Origin of the sequence: Planotetraspora thailandica (genome assembly GCF_016863335.1) — a bacterium.
In the GTDB taxonomy this organism is placed as follows: Bacteria; Actinomycetota; Actinomycetes; order Streptosporangiales; family Streptosporangiaceae; genus Planotetraspora; species Planotetraspora thailandica.
Window position 1 is genome coordinate 1 of the sequence record NZ_BOOR01000098.1, and the last position, 17,340, is coordinate 17,340.

13 protein-coding genes are annotated in these 17,340 nt (G+C 69.4%); 8 read left to right on the forward strand and 5 right to left on the reverse strand.

Annotated features, from left to right (window positions below; all coding sequences use genetic code 11):
* Window positions 1–143: 143 nt before the first annotated feature.
* On the forward strand, window positions 144–1,451 hold the full coding sequence (locus Pth03_RS40365; RefSeq protein WP_203949812.1) for a protein kinase domain-containing protein: 1,308 nt from the start codon (window positions 144–146) through the stop codon (window positions 1,449–1,451).
* 127 nt (window positions 1,452–1,578) lie between these two features.
* Here Pth03_RS40365 and Pth03_RS40370 read toward each other — a convergent pair whose 3' ends face one another.
* Entirely contained in the window at window positions 1,579–1,785 is a 207-nt protein-coding gene (locus tag Pth03_RS40370; protein ID WP_203949813.1) for an EF-hand domain-containing protein, read from the reverse strand.
* Between the two features lie 159 nt (window positions 1,786–1,944).
* On the opposite strand from Pth03_RS40370, the gene Pth03_RS40375 reads away from it, so the two are divergent.
* Window positions 1,945–3,135, forward strand: coding sequence for a cytochrome P450 family protein (locus tag Pth03_RS40375; RefSeq protein WP_239119778.1), 1,191 nt, complete (start codon window positions 1,945–1,947; stop codon window positions 3,133–3,135).
* A 66-nt stretch (window positions 3,136–3,201) separates the two neighbouring features.
* On the opposite strand, the gene Pth03_RS40380 is transcribed toward Pth03_RS40375, so the two are convergent.
* Window positions 3,202–5,970, reverse strand: a complete 2,769-nt coding sequence (locus Pth03_RS40380; RefSeq protein ID WP_203949814.1) for a discoidin domain-containing protein — start codon at window positions 5,968–5,970, stop codon at window positions 3,202–3,204.
* Between the two features lie 272 nt (window positions 5,971–6,242).
* Here Pth03_RS40380 and Pth03_RS40385 point away from each other — a divergent pair, with 272 nt between their 5' ends.
* From Pth03_RS40385 to Pth03_RS40405, 5 genes are read left to right on the forward strand one after another with little or no spacing between them, the layout of a single operon-like run.
* Window positions 6,243–7,037 carry a FadR/GntR family transcriptional regulator gene (locus Pth03_RS40385; RefSeq protein ID WP_203949815.1) on the forward strand — a complete coding sequence of 265 codons (795 nt, stop codon included), beginning with the start codon at window positions 6,243–6,245 and terminating at the stop codon, window positions 7,035–7,037.
* 39 nt (window positions 7,038–7,076) lie between these two features.
* Window positions 7,077–8,174 carry an enolase C-terminal domain-like protein gene (locus Pth03_RS40390; protein ID WP_203949816.1) on the forward strand — a complete coding sequence of 366 codons (1,098 nt, stop codon included), beginning with the start codon at window positions 7,077–7,079 and terminating at the stop codon, window positions 8,172–8,174.
* A gap of 48 nt (window positions 8,175–8,222) precedes the next feature.
* Window positions 8,223–9,602, forward strand: coding sequence for an ABC transporter substrate-binding protein (locus Pth03_RS40395; protein WP_203949817.1), 1,380 nt, complete (start codon window positions 8,223–8,225; stop codon window positions 9,600–9,602).
* Entirely contained in the window at window positions 9,599–10,543 is a 945-nt protein-coding gene (locus Pth03_RS40400) for a carbohydrate ABC transporter permease (protein ID WP_203949818.1), read from the forward strand. The genes Pth03_RS40395 and Pth03_RS40400 overlap by 4 nt, the downstream gene beginning before the upstream one ends.
* Window positions 10,540–11,442 (forward strand): carbohydrate ABC transporter permease, encoded by a 903-nt coding sequence (locus Pth03_RS40405; protein ID WP_203949819.1) that lies wholly within the window; start codon window positions 10,540–10,542, stop codon window positions 11,440–11,442. Before Pth03_RS40400 ends, Pth03_RS40405 begins: the two co-directional genes overlap by 4 nt.
* 51 nt (window positions 11,443–11,493) lie before the next feature.
* On the opposite strand, the gene Pth03_RS40410 is transcribed toward Pth03_RS40405, so the two are convergent.
* From Pth03_RS40410 to Pth03_RS40420, 3 genes are all read right to left on the reverse strand, one after another.
* Window positions 11,494–13,506 (reverse strand): phosphocholine-specific phospholipase C, encoded by a 2,013-nt coding sequence (locus Pth03_RS40410; protein WP_203949820.1) that lies wholly within the window; start codon window positions 13,504–13,506, stop codon window positions 11,494–11,496.
* A 22-nt stretch (window positions 13,507–13,528) separates the two neighbouring features.
* The gene (locus Pth03_RS40415) at window positions 13,529–15,280 is read right to left on the reverse strand and encodes an exonuclease/endonuclease/phosphatase family protein (protein WP_203949821.1); all 1,752 of its coding nucleotides are present in this window, start codon (window positions 15,278–15,280) and stop codon (window positions 13,529–13,531) included.
* Between the two features lie 197 nt (window positions 15,281–15,477).
* Window positions 15,478–16,392 carry a cyclase family protein gene (locus tag Pth03_RS40420; protein ID WP_308442423.1) on the reverse strand — a complete coding sequence of 305 codons (915 nt, stop codon included), beginning with the start codon at window positions 16,390–16,392 and terminating at the stop codon, window positions 15,478–15,480.
* Between the two features lie 125 nt (window positions 16,393–16,517).
* On the opposite strand from Pth03_RS40420, the gene Pth03_RS40425 reads away from it, so the two are divergent.
* A partial coding sequence (locus Pth03_RS40425) for an NAD-dependent epimerase/dehydratase family protein (protein WP_203949822.1) occupies window positions 16,518–17,340 on the forward strand: 823 nt, incomplete at its 3' end.

Consider the following 17,340-nt stretch of genomic DNA (forward strand, 5'->3'; position numbering starts at 1 on the left):
CACCCGCTACTCATGCCTCTGCGGCACAGTGGAGAGCGCGCCTTTGCGGAGGGCTCTCGCAGGCGTTGACACCTGAAAAGGCGGGCTTTGTACGATAAGCCACGGCCGTGACCAACGTGAGCTGACCCCCGGAGTTCCGTATCATGTCGCACCCTGCCCTGCCGGCCTCGATCGGCCCCTATAGGCCGCTGGATCGGCTCGGTGCAGGCGGTTTCGGAGAGGTTTTCCTCGCCCGCGACGACCGTGGACGGATGCTCGCCGTGAAGGTGCTCCATGCGCAGATGGCCAGCCAACTCGATGACCATCAGATGCGCGTCCGGCTGCGGCGCGAGGTCGAGACGATGGAGAAGGTCCGGCACCCTCGCGTAGCGGAGATCGTGGACTTCGACCTCGAGGCAAGCCGGCCGTACCTCGTGATGCGCTACGTCGAGGGAATGCCTCTTGACGTGCTGCTGAGGGAGGGGCCGCTGAAAGGCGCCGAGCTGAGGCGCCTCGCCCGCGGGCTCGCCGAGGCGATTGCCGCGATTCACCTGCAAGGCTGTATCCACCGCGACATCAAGCCGAGCAACGTGATCTTGACGAATGGCGACCCGGTGGTGATTGACTTCGGTATCGCGCACCAATTCGACGCGACCCGGTTCACCACCTACGGCGCGACCGGAACCATGGGCTACATGGCGCCAGAGCTGATCAACAATGAGCGGCCGGGCCCAGGGGTGGACGTCTTCGCCTGGGCGGTGACCGTCGCCTACGCGGCGACCGGTGTGCATCCGTTCCGCGCGACGAACGACGGAGCCAGGATCCGCCGGATACTGAACGAGCAGCCCGACCTCGCCGGGGCACCGGCCTGGCTCACGCCCGTCCTGTCGGCGTCGATGGCCAAGGATCCTGACGGCCGGCCGACCGCTGCCAAGCTCGTCGAACTGCTCACGGATCTCACCCCTCGGCGGGGCGCGGACCTGGAGGACCAGGTCGAGATCGAGCCGGAGGACGTGCCCCACGAGATGGATGCCGTACCGGCACTCCTAGAAAGCGCGTCAAAGCAGAGTCCGAGAACCCAGCCGCTAGCCGACGCCCGGCCGGCGACCCCGCCGCCTTGGCCTCAGCCGATGTACGCGCAGCCGATGTACGCGCAGCCGCAGACATCCGGCGCGGCCATGGCGAGCCTCGTGGTCGGCGTGGTCGGCGTCGTCGTCGGATGGTGCACATTCGGCATCCCCTGCGTGATCGCGATCATCCTCGGGCATATCGGCCTCGCCCAGACCAAGGACGGCACCAAAGGCGGCCGCGGCCTGGCCGTCGCCGGCCTCATCCTCGGGTACCTGATCCTCGTGATCACCGCGATGTATGTAATCGTCGCCGGGGTGTGGAGCTTATCCGCTGCTCCGTTTCCAGCCGGCATGGGCGTTGGTCACCTGGCTCGTCTGCTCGTTCGTGACGATTTCGTTTAGCCTGATGGCAACATTCGCCGCGGGTCACACGACAAACCCGGGCTCTGCCGTACGGCGAATGGCGTGCGCAGGCGCGGCCCGGGTCGAGTGGTGCGTCAGCCGGGACGACGCCCGGCCGTCCAATCCGTCAGGCGTTCCACGCAGAGGCGAACTCCGCCAGGTTGATCAGGCCGTCCTCGTCCTCGTCGGTGTACTCGAAGATCGACACGAGGTCGTCCTGGCTCACCTCTTCGCGGCGGGCGGCCATGGCGAGCGTGAACTCCTCCGCGGTGATGTATCCGTCGTTGTCCCCGTCGAACTCCACGAACGTCCGGGTGATCTCGTCGTCGGCCATGCTCTGCCCCTCGTAATGAAGCCGTTGATTGCAGGACAGTATGAAAGCAGACATGTCTTGATTTCGCCGGACAACGGGATGGGGAACGTGCATCCCGTCGTCCTCCATGACGCGCCCCGGCACCCGGCCGTGTCGGCCGCCCCGAGTACGGTGAGTGGGGTGGCGACCGAACCGATCAAGCTGAATCGCGCCTTTTACCAGGACCCGCATGGCGTCTATGCGGCTCTTCGTGCGGAGGGGCCGGTCCGGACGGCGATGCTCTACCGGGGGCTGCAGGTCTGGCTGGTGTCCCGGTACGCGGAGGCCAAGGCTCTGCTCGCCGACCCCCGGCTGAGCAAGGACGGCGCCAGAGCGCTGGAACTGTTCCCCGAAGGCACGGCCGGCGCCCTCGCCTCGTCGTTGTCCGCCCACATGCTCACCTCTGATCCGCCGGACCACACGAGGCTCCGCACGCTGGTGAACAAGGCGTTCACCGCGAGGACCGTGGCCCGGCTCCGCCCGCGCATCGAGCAGATCACGGACGCGTTGCTCGACGACATGGCGGACGCGGGGTCGGTCGATCTGATGGAGTCGTACGCCTTCCCGCTTCCCATCGCCGTCATCTGCGAACTGCTGGGCGTCCCCGGCTCCGACCGCGACAAGTTCCGCGCCTGGTCGTCGCCGTTCGTCGCCGCCGCGTCGGAAGCCGAGATGCGTGTCGCGCACGAGGAGCTGACGGCCTACCTGACCGCGCTCGTCGACCGGAAACGCACGGCGCCCGGCGACGACCTGCTGTCCGAGCTCGTCCAGGTGTCGGACGAGGGCGACCGGCTCTCACAGGACGAGGTCGTGTCGATGGCGTTCCTGCTGCTGGTGGCGGGCCATGAGACGACGGTCAACCTGATCTCCAACGGAGTGCTCGCCTTGCTCGACGACCCCGGGCAGATGGCGGCCTTACGCGCGGACCCGTCCCTGCTGCCGAACGCCGTCGAGGAGTTCCTGCGTTTCGACGGCCCCATCAACATCGCGACCGTTCGCTTCACCACCGAACCTGTCCTGGTCGGCGACGTGGAGATCCCCGCGGACCAGTTCGTCATGATCTCCCTGCTGTCGGCCAATCGGGACGCCGACCGGTTCCCCGCACCGGATCGCCTGGACATCACCAGGCCCGGTGGCGGTCACCTGGCCTTCGGGCACGGCATCCACTACTGCCTCGGCGCACCGCTGGCCCGGCTCGAAGCGGAGATCGCCCTCGGCCGGCTGCTCGACCGGTTCCCCGCGCTGGAGCTCGGCGCCGAGCGCGCCGGCCTGGAGTGGCGGATCAGCACGCTGATCCGCGGCCTGCACACGCTGCCCGTCCGCGTCCGCTGACCTCCGGTACGGCTGATGCGCCGAGGGCGCGGCATGACGACCACACCGCGCCCCCGGGGAGACAGGTCAGCCCGCGCCGAACGCCTTCAGCTCGGAGACGGCCATCTGCCCGCCGGTCTGGCCTCCGTCGTTCGGACGGTCGGCCACGATCCGGATGAACCGGGCCTTCGTCGGGGAATCGAGCCCGACGCCCGTGACTCCGTACGACACGTCGGTCCTGTGGGCGACCGTCCAGTAGGTGGAGCCGTCGACGGACACGTCGACGTGGAACGCCGTCGCGTACGCGCGTGACGGCTGGACCACAGCGATCGTCTCCAGCGACCTGACCTGCTGGAGGTCCACCTGCAGGATCCAGCGGTAGCGGTCGCTGGCCTGCGCGAACGTGGCGGGATCACCGTCGACCGCGTAAGCGGCCGTGGAGCCGGGCTGCATCTTCGCCACCGTCTTGTCCGTGAACAGCGCGGCCGCCCCGCGGCCCCGCGCGAAGTCAGCGGCCGGCGCCTCGAACGCGCCGAACTCGTCGATCGCCATCTGGTCGCCGCGCTGGCCCCAGTCATCCGGCTTGTCGGCGACGACGCGGACGTACCGCGCGGTGACCGGGGTGCCGAACTGCACGGGGACCCGCCCCCAGCCGCTGTCGTGCACGGTCGCGGCCGTCGTGAACGTCACCCCGTCCTGGGAGGTGTCGACGTGGAAGTCGGTCGCGAAATGCTTCTGCGGCATGCCCACCGTCACGTAACCCAGGGTGTGCACCTGGCCCAGGTCGACCTCCAACTGCCAGCGGAACTGGCCGCTCGCCTGAACGTAGGTCGAGGGGTCGCCGTCCGTGGCGTACTCGAGCTTCGACTCCGGCTGCAGACCGGCGGTGCCGCCGTTGAGGAAGATCGCCTTGGCGGGTTTGCCCGCCGCCACGTTGATCGCGGCCACGCCGGCCGGGGCCGCGGAGATGTCGGCATAGGCCGGCTCGATGCCGGCGCCGGCGAGGACGGAGGCGGGCACGCCGTCGCCGTTCTCGTTCACCTGGGTGTTGCCGGTGACGGTCAGGTTGCTCGGGTCACCGCACGGCCAGTCGCCCGTCGGGTTCTCCCAGTAGTTGCCGCTGAAGAGCAGGTCGCCGTACGGCGTGCCCTGGCGTTCGTTGCAGCCGCCGTACGACGGGATGTGGTTGCCGTACATGGCGTTGCCGCTCACCGTCACGTACTGGCTGCCGCCGTCGGTGTAGATCGCGTGGCCGCCGCCGATCGCGCCGCGGATGACGTTGCCCTTGATCGTGAGGCCCGTCTCCATCGACGAGCCCTCCTGGCCGAGCACGTAGATGCCGCCGCCGTCGGCGCGGATCTGCAGGTAGTCGAATATGAGGTTGTCGGCGATGACGTTGCCGGTGGTCTTGGTCGACGTACGGCCCCAGCCCCAGTTCGAGCTGATGCCGGAGTACGGCACGTCGTTGACCTGGTTGTGCTCGATGGTCGAGTTGCGGGCGTATCCCTGGAAGATGCCGACGCCGCCGGTGTACTCCGTGGCGATGTTGTGCACCCAGTTGTCGGAGATCACGTTGTCGGCGGGGATGACGGCCACGTCGCCGGGGTCGGCGTCCGTGCCGTTGCCGATCTCGAGGCCGTTGCCGCTGATGTCGGTGAAGACGTTGCCGCGCACGGCCGCGTGGTGGGTGCCGCGCCCGAGTTCGACGCCGGCGGCGCCGAGGTGCTGGAAGGTGTCGCGCTCGAGCGTGAGGCCGTCGGTCCAGGTGAAGACCACGTTGCCGGGCGTCGTCGTCCAGTTGCCGTAGGGGCAGGTGCCGGGGTTCGCGGTGTCGAAGCGGTCACAGGAGCCCTGACGGTCCCACGCCTTGTCTCCGGTGAGGCGCATGTTCGCCTGCACCTCGGAGAAGCCGTCGTCGCTGTTCGGCTCGAGCCACGTGCCGTATTCGACGGTCAGGCCGCGCAGCGTGAGGCCGCGCAGCGGCTCGGCCTCGGTGCCGTGACCGGTGATGATCGTTTGCAGCCTCGGCGCCTCGATGTCGGCCTGCGCCATGTCCTCGCCGGCGCGCGGGATGTAGTAGACCGTGTGGGCGGGCTTGTCGAGATACCACTCGCCGGGGTCGTTCAGCAGTTCCTTGGCGTTCTCGACGTAGTTGGGCAGGTCGGCGTTGGCGCCGTACTGCTTGCGGGTCGAGTTGTCGAAGCAGGGCTGCTTCATGGTCACGGTGGCGCCCTGGACGCTCGCGATCTGGCAGCGCATCTGCGACCAGGCCACGCCGTAGACGAACTCGACGTCGGTGATGTTCTTGTACGTCGAGAGCACGCCGGTGGTCGTCGTGTAGCCGGTGGCCGTCCGGGTGAAGCCGGTCGGGTTGGGGCCCGAAGCGCGGTTGGCCCGCACGCCGTCGACGTACAGCTGGCGCGTGTCGAAGCCCGCCGGGACGCTCGCCTGCCAGGCTCCGCCCGGGCCCTGCGTCCACCCGGTGATCCGGGTGCCTCCGCTGAGCACGGGATGCGCGCCGGGGGCGGCCTGGTAGATCACCGAATGGCCGTCGACGCCGGAGTCGCCGCGCGCCGCGTCGAAGTCGAGGGTCTTGCCGAGGCGGTACGTCCCGTCCTCGATCGTGACCACGATGTCGCCCGTCATGTGTTCGGTGCGGTGGCGCACCTTCGCCTGGGCCGTCTCGAGTGCGCAGGGCACCCGCGCCGAGCAGGCGTGCCCGTGGCCGTCCGGCGCGACGTAGAACGACGTGGCCGCGGCCGCGGACGACGCGGTCGGCGAGAGCGTCACCGCGGCCCCGAGGGCCACGACCACCGACGCCATTCGTAATAGGGGCGGGATGCGTGAGTTGAGCATCGACTCTCCAGCACTTCTTCGGCCCCGCGCGAGGGGCCGCGCGGCTGGAGCAGAGGGTAGCGACGGAGGGTCCCTCTGGGAAGGCAAAGAATCACATCTATCCTCCGCACAACCCGGATTGTTAGCAGGTTTGATCCGATCAATCCGCAGGCAGGGCCCGAATCTCGGCCAGTGTCCAAAAATTGATCTGAAACATTTTGACGGGAGGTGACGAGCGGTCGTAGGGTGCGGCACACGCACCGTAGTCGTCGGCCGAAAGGGAAGATCCGCACATGGGCAGCGATTCCACCGCCTCCGAAGCGAGCTCCGCGAAGGGAGGTGCGGCCCGGCGATACCGGCCGGGCTACGATCTCGTGGCCGAGCAGGTGCTCCACTACATCGCCGAGCAGAATCTGCGGCCAGGCGACCGGCTGCCCACCGAGCAGGGCCTGGCGGAGATCCTCGGCGCGACGCGCAACGTCACCCGCGAGGCCGTCAAGGTGCTGGCCGCGATGGGCAGGCTCAACGTCCGCAAGGGCGCCGGGATCTTCGTGGCCGAGCCCTCAGGCGGTCCGCTGTCGGGTGAGGCGCTCGTGCACTTCCAGCCGACCGAGCTGGATCAGGTGGTGATGCTGTTCGACCACCGCATCCTGCTCGAAGGCGAGACCGCGCGGAGGGCGGCCTCGATGGCGACCCCCATCGAGGTGCGCTCGATCCGCGAGGGCGCCCGGCGCTCGATCGAGGCGGCGGCCCAGGACAACGCCAACGACTTCGCCGAGGCGGACGCGCAGTTCCACGGGGCGGTCGCGGCGGCGGCGCACAACATGTTCCTCGAGGCCGGTGTGGCCGGCCTGCGGCAACTCGCGGTGCAGTCCGATCTCCTGCTCTTCCACGGAGACGTGCCCGGCTCGTTCGTCGTCGCGGCCGACCAGCACCTCGCCGTCGCCGAGGCGATCGCCGACGGCGACGCCCAGTCCGCGGCGGCGCTCATGGCCGAGCACATCAACACCACGAGGGACCAGTTCGAGCGGAGGATACGGGACCGGCTCGCCAGGCTCGTCTCGAACGACCGGCCGCCCACCCGTTGAGCCCCCAGCGATCCACTCGGCACACCGAAGAAAGTCAGCATGAAGATCACCCACGTCGAAGTACATCGGATCCACGTCCCGGCGGCGAATCCTCCCTTCCGCTGGCGTGAAGGCCTCGGCGGCAGCGCTCCCGCGGGAGACGGCGCCGTGTTGCGCATCGGCACGGACGCCGGCGTCGAGGGCGTCGCCGTCTTCACCCGGCCCGGCGCGTTCGCGGCGCTCGACGACCTGGTCGACCGGGTCTTCCGCGACGAGCTCGTCGGCCAGGACCCGCTTCAGCGGGAGTGGATCTGGCACCGGGTCTGGGAGCTCGACCGCATCGAGGAGTTGCCGCTTCCGACGCTCGGCCTCATCGACGTCGCGCTGTGGGACCTCGCGGGGCGCCTCCACGACGTACCGGTCTGGCGGCTGCTCGGCGGGTTCCGCACCGAGATCCCCGCCTACGCGTCGACGGCGACGTTCGCGACCGTCGAGGAGTTCCTCGACGTCGCCGACCAGTGCCTCGCCCTGGGCTACCGCGCGATCAAGCTGCACGCGTGGGGCGACGCCCGCAGGGACGCCGCGCTCTGCCGTGCGCTGCGCGAGCACGTGGGGCCGGACGTCGAGCTGATGTACGACGGGTCGGCCGGCTTCGACCTTCCCGACGCGGTCTACCTCGGCGCCGCGCTGTCCGACCTCGGCTACCTCTGGTACGAGGAGCCGATGCGCGAGTTCAGCGTCTCCGCGTACGCGCAGCTCGCCCGGGCGGTCAAGGTGCCGCTCCTCGTCGCGGAGACGTCCGACGGCGCGCACATGAACTCGGCCGACTTCATCCGCGCCGGCGCCGCGACGTTCGGCGTGCGGGCGAGCACCACGCTGCGCGGAGGCATGACCGGAGCCATGCGCACGGCCCACCTGGCCGACTCCTTCCGCGTACGGGCCGAGGTGCACGGGTCGGACATCCCGAACCAGCACCTGTGCATGGCGATCTCGAACACCACCTACTACGAGTCGCTCGTCACCGCGACCACGGTGGTGCGCGAGCGCCACGTCGACGCGAACGGCCTGGTGCACGCCCCGACCGGTCCCGGCATCGCCCTGCCCGGACACCTCGACTACCCCGGCGAGCTCGCCCCGTACGTGGAAAAGCTCGCCTGATCCCTGATCGCAGCACCCCCTTTGTTCCTCATCGCGAAAGGCACCACCATGAAGTCGCTCGCCTCTGGCTGGACAGGCGCATCGCAGCGCCGGCTTGGCAGGGCTGGGCTCGCAGTCGTCGCGGCGGCCCTGCTGGCCGCACTCGCCGGTTGCGCGAGCGCAGAACAGACGACGGAAGCGTCTAACGACGCGTTCAAGCCCGTCACCCAGGACGCCTCCTCCACGATCACCGTCTGGGCCGACTCCACCCGCCTGGACGCGGTCAAGGCGTACCAGAGCTCCCACCCGCAGGCGAAGCTCAACGTCGTCACCTACGACGGCGGCGCCGACGGATCCACCTACCTGCAGACCAAGGTGCAGCTGTTCGACCGCACCGGCAGCGGGTGGCCGGACGTCGTCTTCGCCCCGCCCGTGGACCTCACGTGGGCGTCCCGGCCGACCACGCCCGGCAAGGTGCCCTTCGCCGCCCCGCTCGACGGGCTCGTCGACCAGAAGCTGCTCGACGGCTTCGCGACGGGGTCGCTGGCGCCGTGCCAGTTCAACGGCCACACGTACTGCATGCGCAACGACCTCGCGCAGGTGGTGCTCTGGTACAACAAGAAGCTCATGGACAAGTTCGGCTACACCGTGCCGACCACCTGGGAGCAGTACGAGGCCCTGGGTGAGAAGGTCGCCTCCGAGCACCCCGGATACTTCATCGGCTCCGTCGGCGACACCAACGCGCACGAATCGTACTTCTGGGCCAGCCAGTGCCCCGCGTTCAACCTGGTGAAGGACAGCACCCTCAGGGTCGCCCTCCAGGACCCCAAGTGCACGCGCATGGCGACGCTGCTCGACAAGCTCATCGCGAACAAGTCGGTCAGCACCGAGGCCTTCTTCAGCGCCGGCTACGCCAAGGAGCACGGGTCGAAGACGCTGATGGCCTTCGGTCCGTCGTGGTACGGCCAGTACCTGTTCAACAACGCCTTCAAGGTGCCGGCCGGTGAGATCGCCGCGTCGAACCCGCTCTCGTGGGAGGGTGAGTCGCAGACCTTCACCGGTAACGTCGGCGGCGGCACCTGGGTGGTTTCGTCACACAGCAAGAACCTCAAGGCGGCCACCGATCTGGTGACGTGGCTGACCACCTCGAACGACTACCAGTCCGGTGCGCCGACCTACCCGGCGTACTCGCCGGCCGCCGAGGCCTGGCTGAAGAACCCCGCCAACAGCGACTACTTCGCCGACGACATCACGCCTGCGTTCACGACGGCCGCCGGCCAGGTGTGGACGGGCTGGTCCAACGTGAAGTTCAGCGACCAGACGGCCTGGTCGAGCGTCGTCCTCCCCGCCCTGACCGAGGGCAAGACCCTCACGGAGACGCTTCCCGCCTGGCAGCAGGCCATCTCCGACGAGGCCAAGTCGGACGGTTACACGGTCGTCAACCAATGACATCGCTCGACATCCGGGGCGCGGCTCCCGCCGCCGATCCGATCGGGCGCCGCACATCCGTGCGGCGCCCGGCCGCCGGCGGGCTCGCCGGATACCTCTTCGTCTCGGGGTACGTCGTCCTCCTCCTGGCGTTCGGCGTGTTCCCCACCGGGTACGCCGCCTACCTCGCGCTGACCAACGACCGCGGGCAGTTCACCGGCCTGGGCCAGTTCGTCAAGGTCGTGCAGGACTTCCGCTTCCTGCCGGCGTTCGGCGACATCGTCGTGTACCTGGTGCTCTGGCTGGTGCTGCTCGTCGTGCTGTCGGTGGGCGCGGCCGTGATCCTCCGCGGCCGCATGCGACCCGGCCTGTCGGCCACGCTGCGTTTCCTGTTCTACGTGCCGGGTGCGCTCGCCGGCATCGCGAGTGTGCTGGTCTGGCTGTTCATGCTCGACCCGTCGGTCAGCCCCGTCGGCTGGCTCATCAGCGCCGCCGGATTCGGCAACTTCGCGGCAGTGCTGGCGCCGGGGAACCTGCCGGTCATCCTCGTGCTGATCGCGTTCTGGGCCGGGGCGGGCGGGTGGATGGTCGTGATGTACGGCGCCCTCAACAACATCCCCGACGAGGTCATCGAGGCCGCGCGCATCGACGGCGCCGGTCCGTGGAGGACGGCCTGGTCCGTCCAGATCCCAATGATCAAGAAGTGGATCGCCTACATGACGATCCTCGCCTTCGCGGCGGGCACGCAGATCTTCGTCGAGCCGCAGCTGCTGCAGACCGCGAGTCTCGGCCGCGTCAGCCCGACGTGGTCGCCGAACCAGCTCGCCTACCTCTACGCGTTCCAGAAGGGCGACTTCAACGGCGCCGCCGCCATCTCGATCTTCCTGCTCGTGCTGGGTCTCGCGTGCGCCGGCGTCCTGGTCACCCGTTCCGGGCTCTTCACCGTGGATGACAACGAATGACGACTGTGCACTCCCCCGCGCCCCGTTCCGGCCGGGCATCCCGTACGGCGACCGCGCTGGTGGTGACGCTGGTCCTGGCGCTGCTCCTCGTGTTCTTCATCCTGCCGGTGATCTGGCTGCTCCTGGCGCCGACCAAGACCGCGGGAGAGCTCATCAGCGACGCCCCGCTGTCTTTCGGGTCCTTCCACAACCTGGCGGCCGCCTGGGACCACCTGATCTCGTTCCAGGGCGCGGCGATCCTCGTCTGGCTGAAGAACTCGGCGGTCTACAGCGTCGGCTCGCTGGCGATCACGATCCTGACCAGCATCCCGGCCGGCTATGCCCTCGCACTCACCCGGTTCCGCGGCCGCAAGCTGCTGCTGATGATCACGCTGACAGTCATGATCATGCCGTCCGCCGCGCTGGTGCTGCCGATCTTCCTCGAGCTCAACCTGTTCCACCTGATCGGCACCGCCTGGAGTGTGATCCTGCCGTTCTCGTTCTTTCCGTTCGGCGTGTATCTCGTGTACATCTACTTCGCGACCAGCCTGCCGCGCTCGATCCTGTCGGCCGCGCGCCTCGACGGCGCGAGCGAGTGGCAGATCTTCCTGAAGATCGCGCTGCCGCTGGCCCGGCCCGTCGTCGCGCTGGTCGCGTTCTTCAGCTTCGTCGGCAACTGGAACAACTTCTTCCTGCCCTACCTCGTGCTGCCCAGCAGCGACGCCTTCCCCGTGCAGGTGGGGCTGAACCAGTTGCTGACGTCGACGCCGTCGTTCAACCCGGTCGCGGGGGCCGGTCTCAACATCACGAGCCCGGAACTCGCCCTCGCCATCCTGATCTCGATCCTGCCCGTGCTGGTCGTCTTCCTGTTCTCCCAGCGCGCGCTCGTGTCCGGCATGCTGGCGGGCTCCACCAAATGACCCGGGGACCGGGTGCGGTCCGCACCCGGTCCCCGGCTCAACTCAGGGTGATCACATCTCGTGGACGGTGCCGGCGTACCGCTGGGCGAAGCGGGTGCCGGTGCCGGCGGTGACGGTGAAGTCGTACCGGCCGCGGTCGCAGCGCCACGTGTGCCGGGCGTGGTCGCCGGGCTTCACCCAGACGGTGGTCTCCTGACCGCCGAAGTCGTTCGGCGTGATCGTGAAGGCCACCTCGGTCCCGCCCTCGTTGTACAGGTCCAGTTCGATCGACGCGACGTCCGGCCGACCGGCCCGCCGCAGCGTCGCCTTCACCTCCGGAACGGCCACGTCGTCCTGGTCGTGCCGTACGACGGTGCCGGAGAAGCGGCGCACGAAGCCGTCGGCGCCGTGCACGCTGAAGTCGTAGCGGCCGTCGGTGCCGGTCGCGTCCCACACGTACGTGCGCGAGGAACGCGGCGCGACCGTGAACGGCGTGCCGGTGAACTGCTGGGCGACGTTCGGCAGCACCGTGAAGTGGTAGCCCACGGCGCCGTCGTTGGTCAGCGTGCAGGTGACCTTGCCCGAGGCCCGGTCGACCTTCACGTCCGCCCACGGCCGGTACGGCAGGGCCCGGTGCTGCCGCTCCCCCTCCTCCTGTACGGCCATGGACTGCTGCCCGACCGCGGGCACCTTGACCCCCGGCAGCGAGTTGTTCGCGTCGGCCTTGGCCATCAGCGCGACCGTGTCGGGAAGGCCGGGGATGCTGTAGTCGGGCCGGCTGAAGTCGAAGGCGCTGGTCAGGTCGCCGCAGACGGTACGCCGCCAGTCGGAGATGTTGGGCTCCTTCACGCCGGTGACGCGCTCGAGGAACTGCACCACCGAGGTGTGGTCGAACACCTGGGAGTTGACCCAGCCGCCGCGGGACCAGGGCGAGATGACCCACAGGGGCACCCGGCTGCCCAGGCCGATGGCCTTGCCTCCGGCGAACTCGTCCTTCGTGCCCGGCTCGGGGAACGGGGGGATCACGTGGTCGAAGTAGCCGTCGTTCTCGTCGTACATCAACAGGAAGACGGTGTGCTTCCACACGTCGGGGTTGGAGAACAGCGACTGCAGCGCGGTGTTGACCCAGTGGGCGCCGTAGTCGGGACTGGCGGCCGGGTGCTCGCAGAACAGGTAGGGCGCCACGAGCCACGAGACGGTCGGCAGCGTGCCGTCCTTGCAGTGCTGGTCGAAGGCCGTGAGGTCCCACTTGGTCATCGCGTTGATGTAGCGGGGGTCGTCCTTCGGGAAGGCGTGGAACTGCTTGAAGTACGACAGGGCGTTGTCGTCGTAGTCGCCGTTCCGGTCGTCGGAGCCGTCGGGGTTGTGGTAGACGCGCCAGGTCACCCCGGCCTTCTCCAGCCGCTCGGCGTAGGTCGTCCAGTCGGCCACCGGGTTGCCGGTGACCGGCGTGTTGTCGGTCCACGGGCCGGTGGTGCCGTCGACGCCGGGGCCGGCGGTGCCCGTCCACAGGTAGAGGCGGTTGGGGTCGGTGGGCCCGTTCAGGGAGCAGAAGTAGCCGTCGCAGAGGGTGAAGGCGTCGGCCAGCGCGTACTGGTACGGGATGTCCTGGCGGGTGAAGTAGCCCATGGTGCGCTCACCCTTGGCGGCGACCCACTTGTCCATGGCGCCGCCGTCGACGGCCGTGTGGCCGGTGTCCCAGTCGTGCGGGAGGCCGCCCGCGTTCTGCGCGTTGTATTTGGTGGTGTCCATCCGGAAGGGCAGGAGGTAGCCCTCGGACCGCCCCCTGTCGGGCTGGCGGAACACCGAGTCGCCGTTGGGGAAGGTGACGGCCTGCCGGTCGCCGAAGCCCCGCACCCCGTTCAGCGTGCCGAAATAGTGGTCGAAGCTGCGGTTCTCCTGCATCAGGATCACGACGTGCTTGACGTCGGCGAGGCTTCCGTGGTCGCCGTGCCCGCCGTGCTTGCCGTTGTTGTCGTCGGACGAGGCGTTCGCCGTGCCGGTCATGCCGGGCATGCCGACTGCGGCTACCGCTCCGGCGGCCGCGGTGGCGCCGATGAACGTGCGGCGGCTGATCTCAGTCATGAAAAGGGGTTCCTTCGGTGGTTCAGCGCAGGGAGAAGGTGACGACGGCGGCGGCGTGGTCGGACGGCCATCCGTTGGCGGAGGTGTCCGGCACGGGCTTCGGCCAGCCGGTGACGAGGTTGTGGGCTTCGACGACCTTCAGCGGTCCGGCGTACTGCACCTGGTCGATGCGGTCCTGCGGCTCCGCGCCGCCCCCGTCGTGCTCGGGCCGTACGGGAGACCACGTGTTGCCGGGGTCCTTGACCGGGTTGGTCGACACGTCGCGGAAGGCGTCGGTGAGACCGGCCTGCCGCAGCGTCTCGGTGACCGGCCAGCGCAGCCGGCCCACTCCGTCGTGTGCGGACGCCGTACGGCTCGTCCAGTCGAGGTGGGAGGGCGAGGCGAGGCCGGCGGCGAGCACGACCGCCCTGCGTGAGGCGATGTCACCCCGCATGGCGGCGACCAGCGCCTGCGTCTGGCGGTAGCGGACGGTCTGCTTCTCCGCCGTCTCGACCTGGGCGGCGGTGCTCCCTGCGAGCACGGCGTACGGCCCGTAGGCGGCCTCGTCCAGCTGTGCGGTCCACAGCCGCAGCGAGTTCCCGCCGGGCAGCTGCACGGTGGCGGCCGCGGCGGGCAGGTCGGCGGTCGGAGCGCGCAGGTCGCCCAGCGGGTAACGGCTGACGATGCCGAGACTGCCGGCCTGGTAGACCTGCCAGCCGAGCGCCTGGGCGAGGTCACGGGCGGCGGTGCCGCCGGCCTCCTGGAGCGCCACGACGTCCAGGCCCTGGTTGAGCACCAGCCGCAGCTGCTTCTCCAGGGACCCGTCGACGTGCGTGCCGCCGTCCCAGAGGTTCAGCGTGGCGACCTTGACCTGGACCTTGTCCTTGGCCGAGCGGACCGGCACCTGGACGGTGACGGTGTCGGACCCGACGGCGCTGTCGGTGACGGCGACCACGATCCGGCCCGGCGTCTTCGGCGCGGAGGCCGGCGCCTTCCCGGTGACGGTTCCGTCGGCGGCGACCGACAACCACGCGTCGCCGGAGACGCGCTTGAAGGTGGGGGTCCCGGCGGCGTTGCCGTCCGGCCTGATCCAGAGGCCGCCGAGCCGTACGGCGAAGGACGCGCCCGCCGTCTGCGGCGCGGTGGTGAGTGCGTCGACCACCGCGTGCGGGCGCGGGATGACCGGCCGTACGGCGAAGCTGAACGGGGCGGTCTTGGCGAGGATGCCGTAGGCGTCCTTGGCCAGCAGGTAGGCGGTGTACGGCCCGCCGCTCAGGCCCCCGGTGTCGAGCGTGATGTCGCCGGAGGCGCCGGGGGTGTACTCCCACACCAGCGAGCCGCCGTTGCCCGGCTGCCGGTCGCCGTCGTAGATGCCGATCCAGTTGGTGGGGTCGGGCGTCTCGGTGGTCCAGTGGAAGCTCAGGCGGTCGCCCTCGAGGGGGGCGGTCGGAGACGTGAGCACGATGGTGTCGGTCGTCTGCCCGGCGAAGCTGAACGGGTCGGTCTGGGCGAGGATGCCGTAGCCGTCCTTGGCCAGGAAGTAGGCGGTGTACGGCCCGCCGCTCAGGCCCGAGGTGTCGAGCGTGAGCTGACCGGAGGAGCCGGGGACGTAGGCCCAGACGATGGCGCTTCCGGTTCCGGGCTTTCGGCTGCCGTCGTAGATGCCGATCCAGTTCTTGGGGTCGGGCGCATCCGTCGCCCAGTTGAAGGTCAGCTTGTCGCCCCGTTGAGGGGTCGTCGGCGAGCTGAGCGTGATCGTGCTGCCGGTGGTCACGGCACGTGAGAGGGGTGACACGAGTTTGGGTCCTCTCCGCCCGGGCACCGCCCGGGTGAGCCAAGTTGTCTATATAACTTGGCCCAGTAAGCCCTCCCCCGGAGACGGACCCATGAACGTGAGGTTGCCGCCGTCCGGGATCACGCGGAACTCATCGGCCCCCTGCGGTGAACCGGAGAGGGCCGAATGGTGACGGTGGGACCACAGGCAGCTGTGAGTCATCCGGGAAGCCGGGCGAACGCGCGCACCGGGATGGTGCCGAATCCTTCGACGCGCAGGGGGACGGCGGTGAAGGTCGCACCGGTCGGCGGCAGCTGCTCCAGGCCGGTCAGGTGCTCCACGACGGGAATGCCCGCGGCGAGCAGCACGGTGTGCGCAGGCCGTTCGCGGTCGTCGGTGTCGTCGATGTTGATCGCGTCGATCCCGACCAGCGCCGCGCCCTGTTCGGCGAGCCATTCGGCGCCCGCCCGGGTGAGGAAGTGGCGGTCCTCGGCGTAGGCGGGGGTGCCGAAGCGGGCGTCGTCGCCGGTGTGCAGCAGGACGGCCGCTCCGCGCACGTCCACGGCGGCGAGCGCGCCGACGTCGATCCCGGAGGCCCGGGTGCCGGTCACCCGGACGACCACCGCCGGGAGGTCGACCGTGCCCTCCAGGGGAATGGTGGTGAGGTCGCCGCCGCCGGCGAAACGGTGGTAGGGCGAGTCGAGGTAGGTCCCGGTGTTGCCGACCAGCTTCAGCGTGTCGATGGCGAACTCGGTGCCCGCCGCGTAGGCCTCGCGCGAGGCCTTCCGGGTCAGGTGGGGCGTGATCTCCGGCGCGGGCAGGCCGGGATAGGTGACCATCCCCGCACGGATCACGTGGCCGAGCTCCACGAGCCTCCCGCCTGGCCGTACGGCACGTCCGGACCGGTCCGACGGGCCGCCGCGCGTGCCCTTGTGCGGCTCGGCGACGATCTCAACGTTGCTCAGCTCGACCGTGCCCGTCATCAGCAGGCCCAGCGAGGCGACGAACAGCGCCCCGATCGTGGCCTCGTCCACGTCGGCGGAGGGCACATCCACGCGGAACCCGTGGACGGTCAGATCGCCGCCGTTGCTGAACGTGACGGACGCGTCGAAGGACGCGCGGTATTCGGTCATGGGTGACATGTCTACCACCGGGCCTCAGTCTGGATCATGACGTTTTTTCGGGCGAGGGCTCGTGAGATCCCGGCGGAGCGGCCTCTGACAGAGTGGACCCATAACGCACCACTTCAGGAGGAATCATGGCGAAGATCTGCGTGACCGGCGCGAGCGGCAAGCTCGGGCGCGGAGTCGTGCGTGACCTGCTCGACCACGGTCACACGGTGGTCGCGACCGACGTCAGGCCGGCTCCGGCCGGGCTGGGGACGCCCGTGCTGCTGGCCGACCTCACCGAGTACGGCCAGGCCGTCGAAGTGCTGGACGGAGTCGACGCGGTCGTCCACCTGGCCAACATCCCCGCGCCCGGCATCCACACCCCGGCGCAGACCTACAACACCAACACCGTGATGAACGCCAACGTCTTCCTCGCCGCGGCCCAGCTCGGGCTCGGCCGGGTGGTGTGGGCCTCCAGCGAGACCACGCTGGGGCTGCCGTTCGACGTGCCGCCGTCGTACGCGCCCGTCGACGAGGCGCACTACCCGTTCCCCACCTCGACGTACGCGTTGTCGAAGGTGGTCGGCGAGACGACGGCCGAGCAGGTCGCCGCGTGGTCGGGCATCCCCTTCGTGGCCCTGCGCTTCTCCAACATCCACGACCCGGAGGACTACGCGACGGTGCCGGGCTACTGGGACGACCCGCACTCCCGCAAGTGGAACCTGTGGGGCTACATCGACACCCGCGACGCGGCCGCCGCCTGCCGGCTGGCCCTGGACGCGCCCCTGCAGGGCTCGTCGAGCTACATCATCGCCGCGGCCGACACCATCATGAACCGCCCGTCGGCCGAACTGCTCAAGGAGGTCTTCCCCAGCGTCGAGGTCAGGCGCGACCTCGGGGAGTTCGAGACCCTGCTCGCGATCGACGCCGCGCGGGAGGCGCTCGGGTTCATCCCGCGGCATTCCTGGCGCG

What these genes read in the sequence shown, in the direction of transcription:
- Pth03_RS40380 (WP_203949814.1), bottom strand. Translation starts at nt 5,970, where the DNA reads ATGCTCAACTCACGCATCCCGCCCCTATTACGAATGGCGTCGGTGGTC.
- Pth03_RS40370 (WP_203949813.1), bottom strand. Translation starts at nt 1,785, where the DNA reads ATGGCCGACGACGAGATCACCCGGACGTTCGTGGAGTTCGACGGGGAC.
- Pth03_RS40420 (WP_308442423.1), bottom strand. Translation starts at nt 16,392, where the DNA reads ATGACCGAATACCGCGCGTCCTTCGACGCGTCCGTCACGTTCAGCAAC.
- Pth03_RS40365 (WP_203949812.1), top strand. Translation starts at nt 144, where the DNA reads ATGTCGCACCCTGCCCTGCCGGCCTCGATCGGCCCCTATAGGCCGCTG.
- Pth03_RS40410 (WP_203949820.1), bottom strand. Translation starts at nt 13,506, where the DNA reads ATGACTGAGATCAGCCGCCGCACGTTCATCGGCGCCACCGCGGCCGCC.
- Pth03_RS40405 (WP_203949819.1), top strand. Translation starts at nt 10,540, where the DNA reads ATGACGACTGTGCACTCCCCCGCGCCCCGTTCCGGCCGGGCATCCCGT.
- Pth03_RS40385 (WP_203949815.1), top strand. Translation starts at nt 6,243, where the DNA reads ATGGGCAGCGATTCCACCGCCTCCGAAGCGAGCTCCGCGAAGGGAGGT.
- Pth03_RS40395 (WP_203949817.1), top strand. Translation starts at nt 8,223, where the DNA reads ATGAAGTCGCTCGCCTCTGGCTGGACAGGCGCATCGCAGCGCCGGCTT.
- Pth03_RS40400 (WP_203949818.1), top strand. Translation starts at nt 9,599, where the DNA reads ATGACATCGCTCGACATCCGGGGCGCGGCTCCCGCCGCCGATCCGATC.
- Pth03_RS40390 (WP_203949816.1), top strand. Translation starts at nt 7,077, where the DNA reads ATGAAGATCACCCACGTCGAAGTACATCGGATCCACGTCCCGGCGGCG.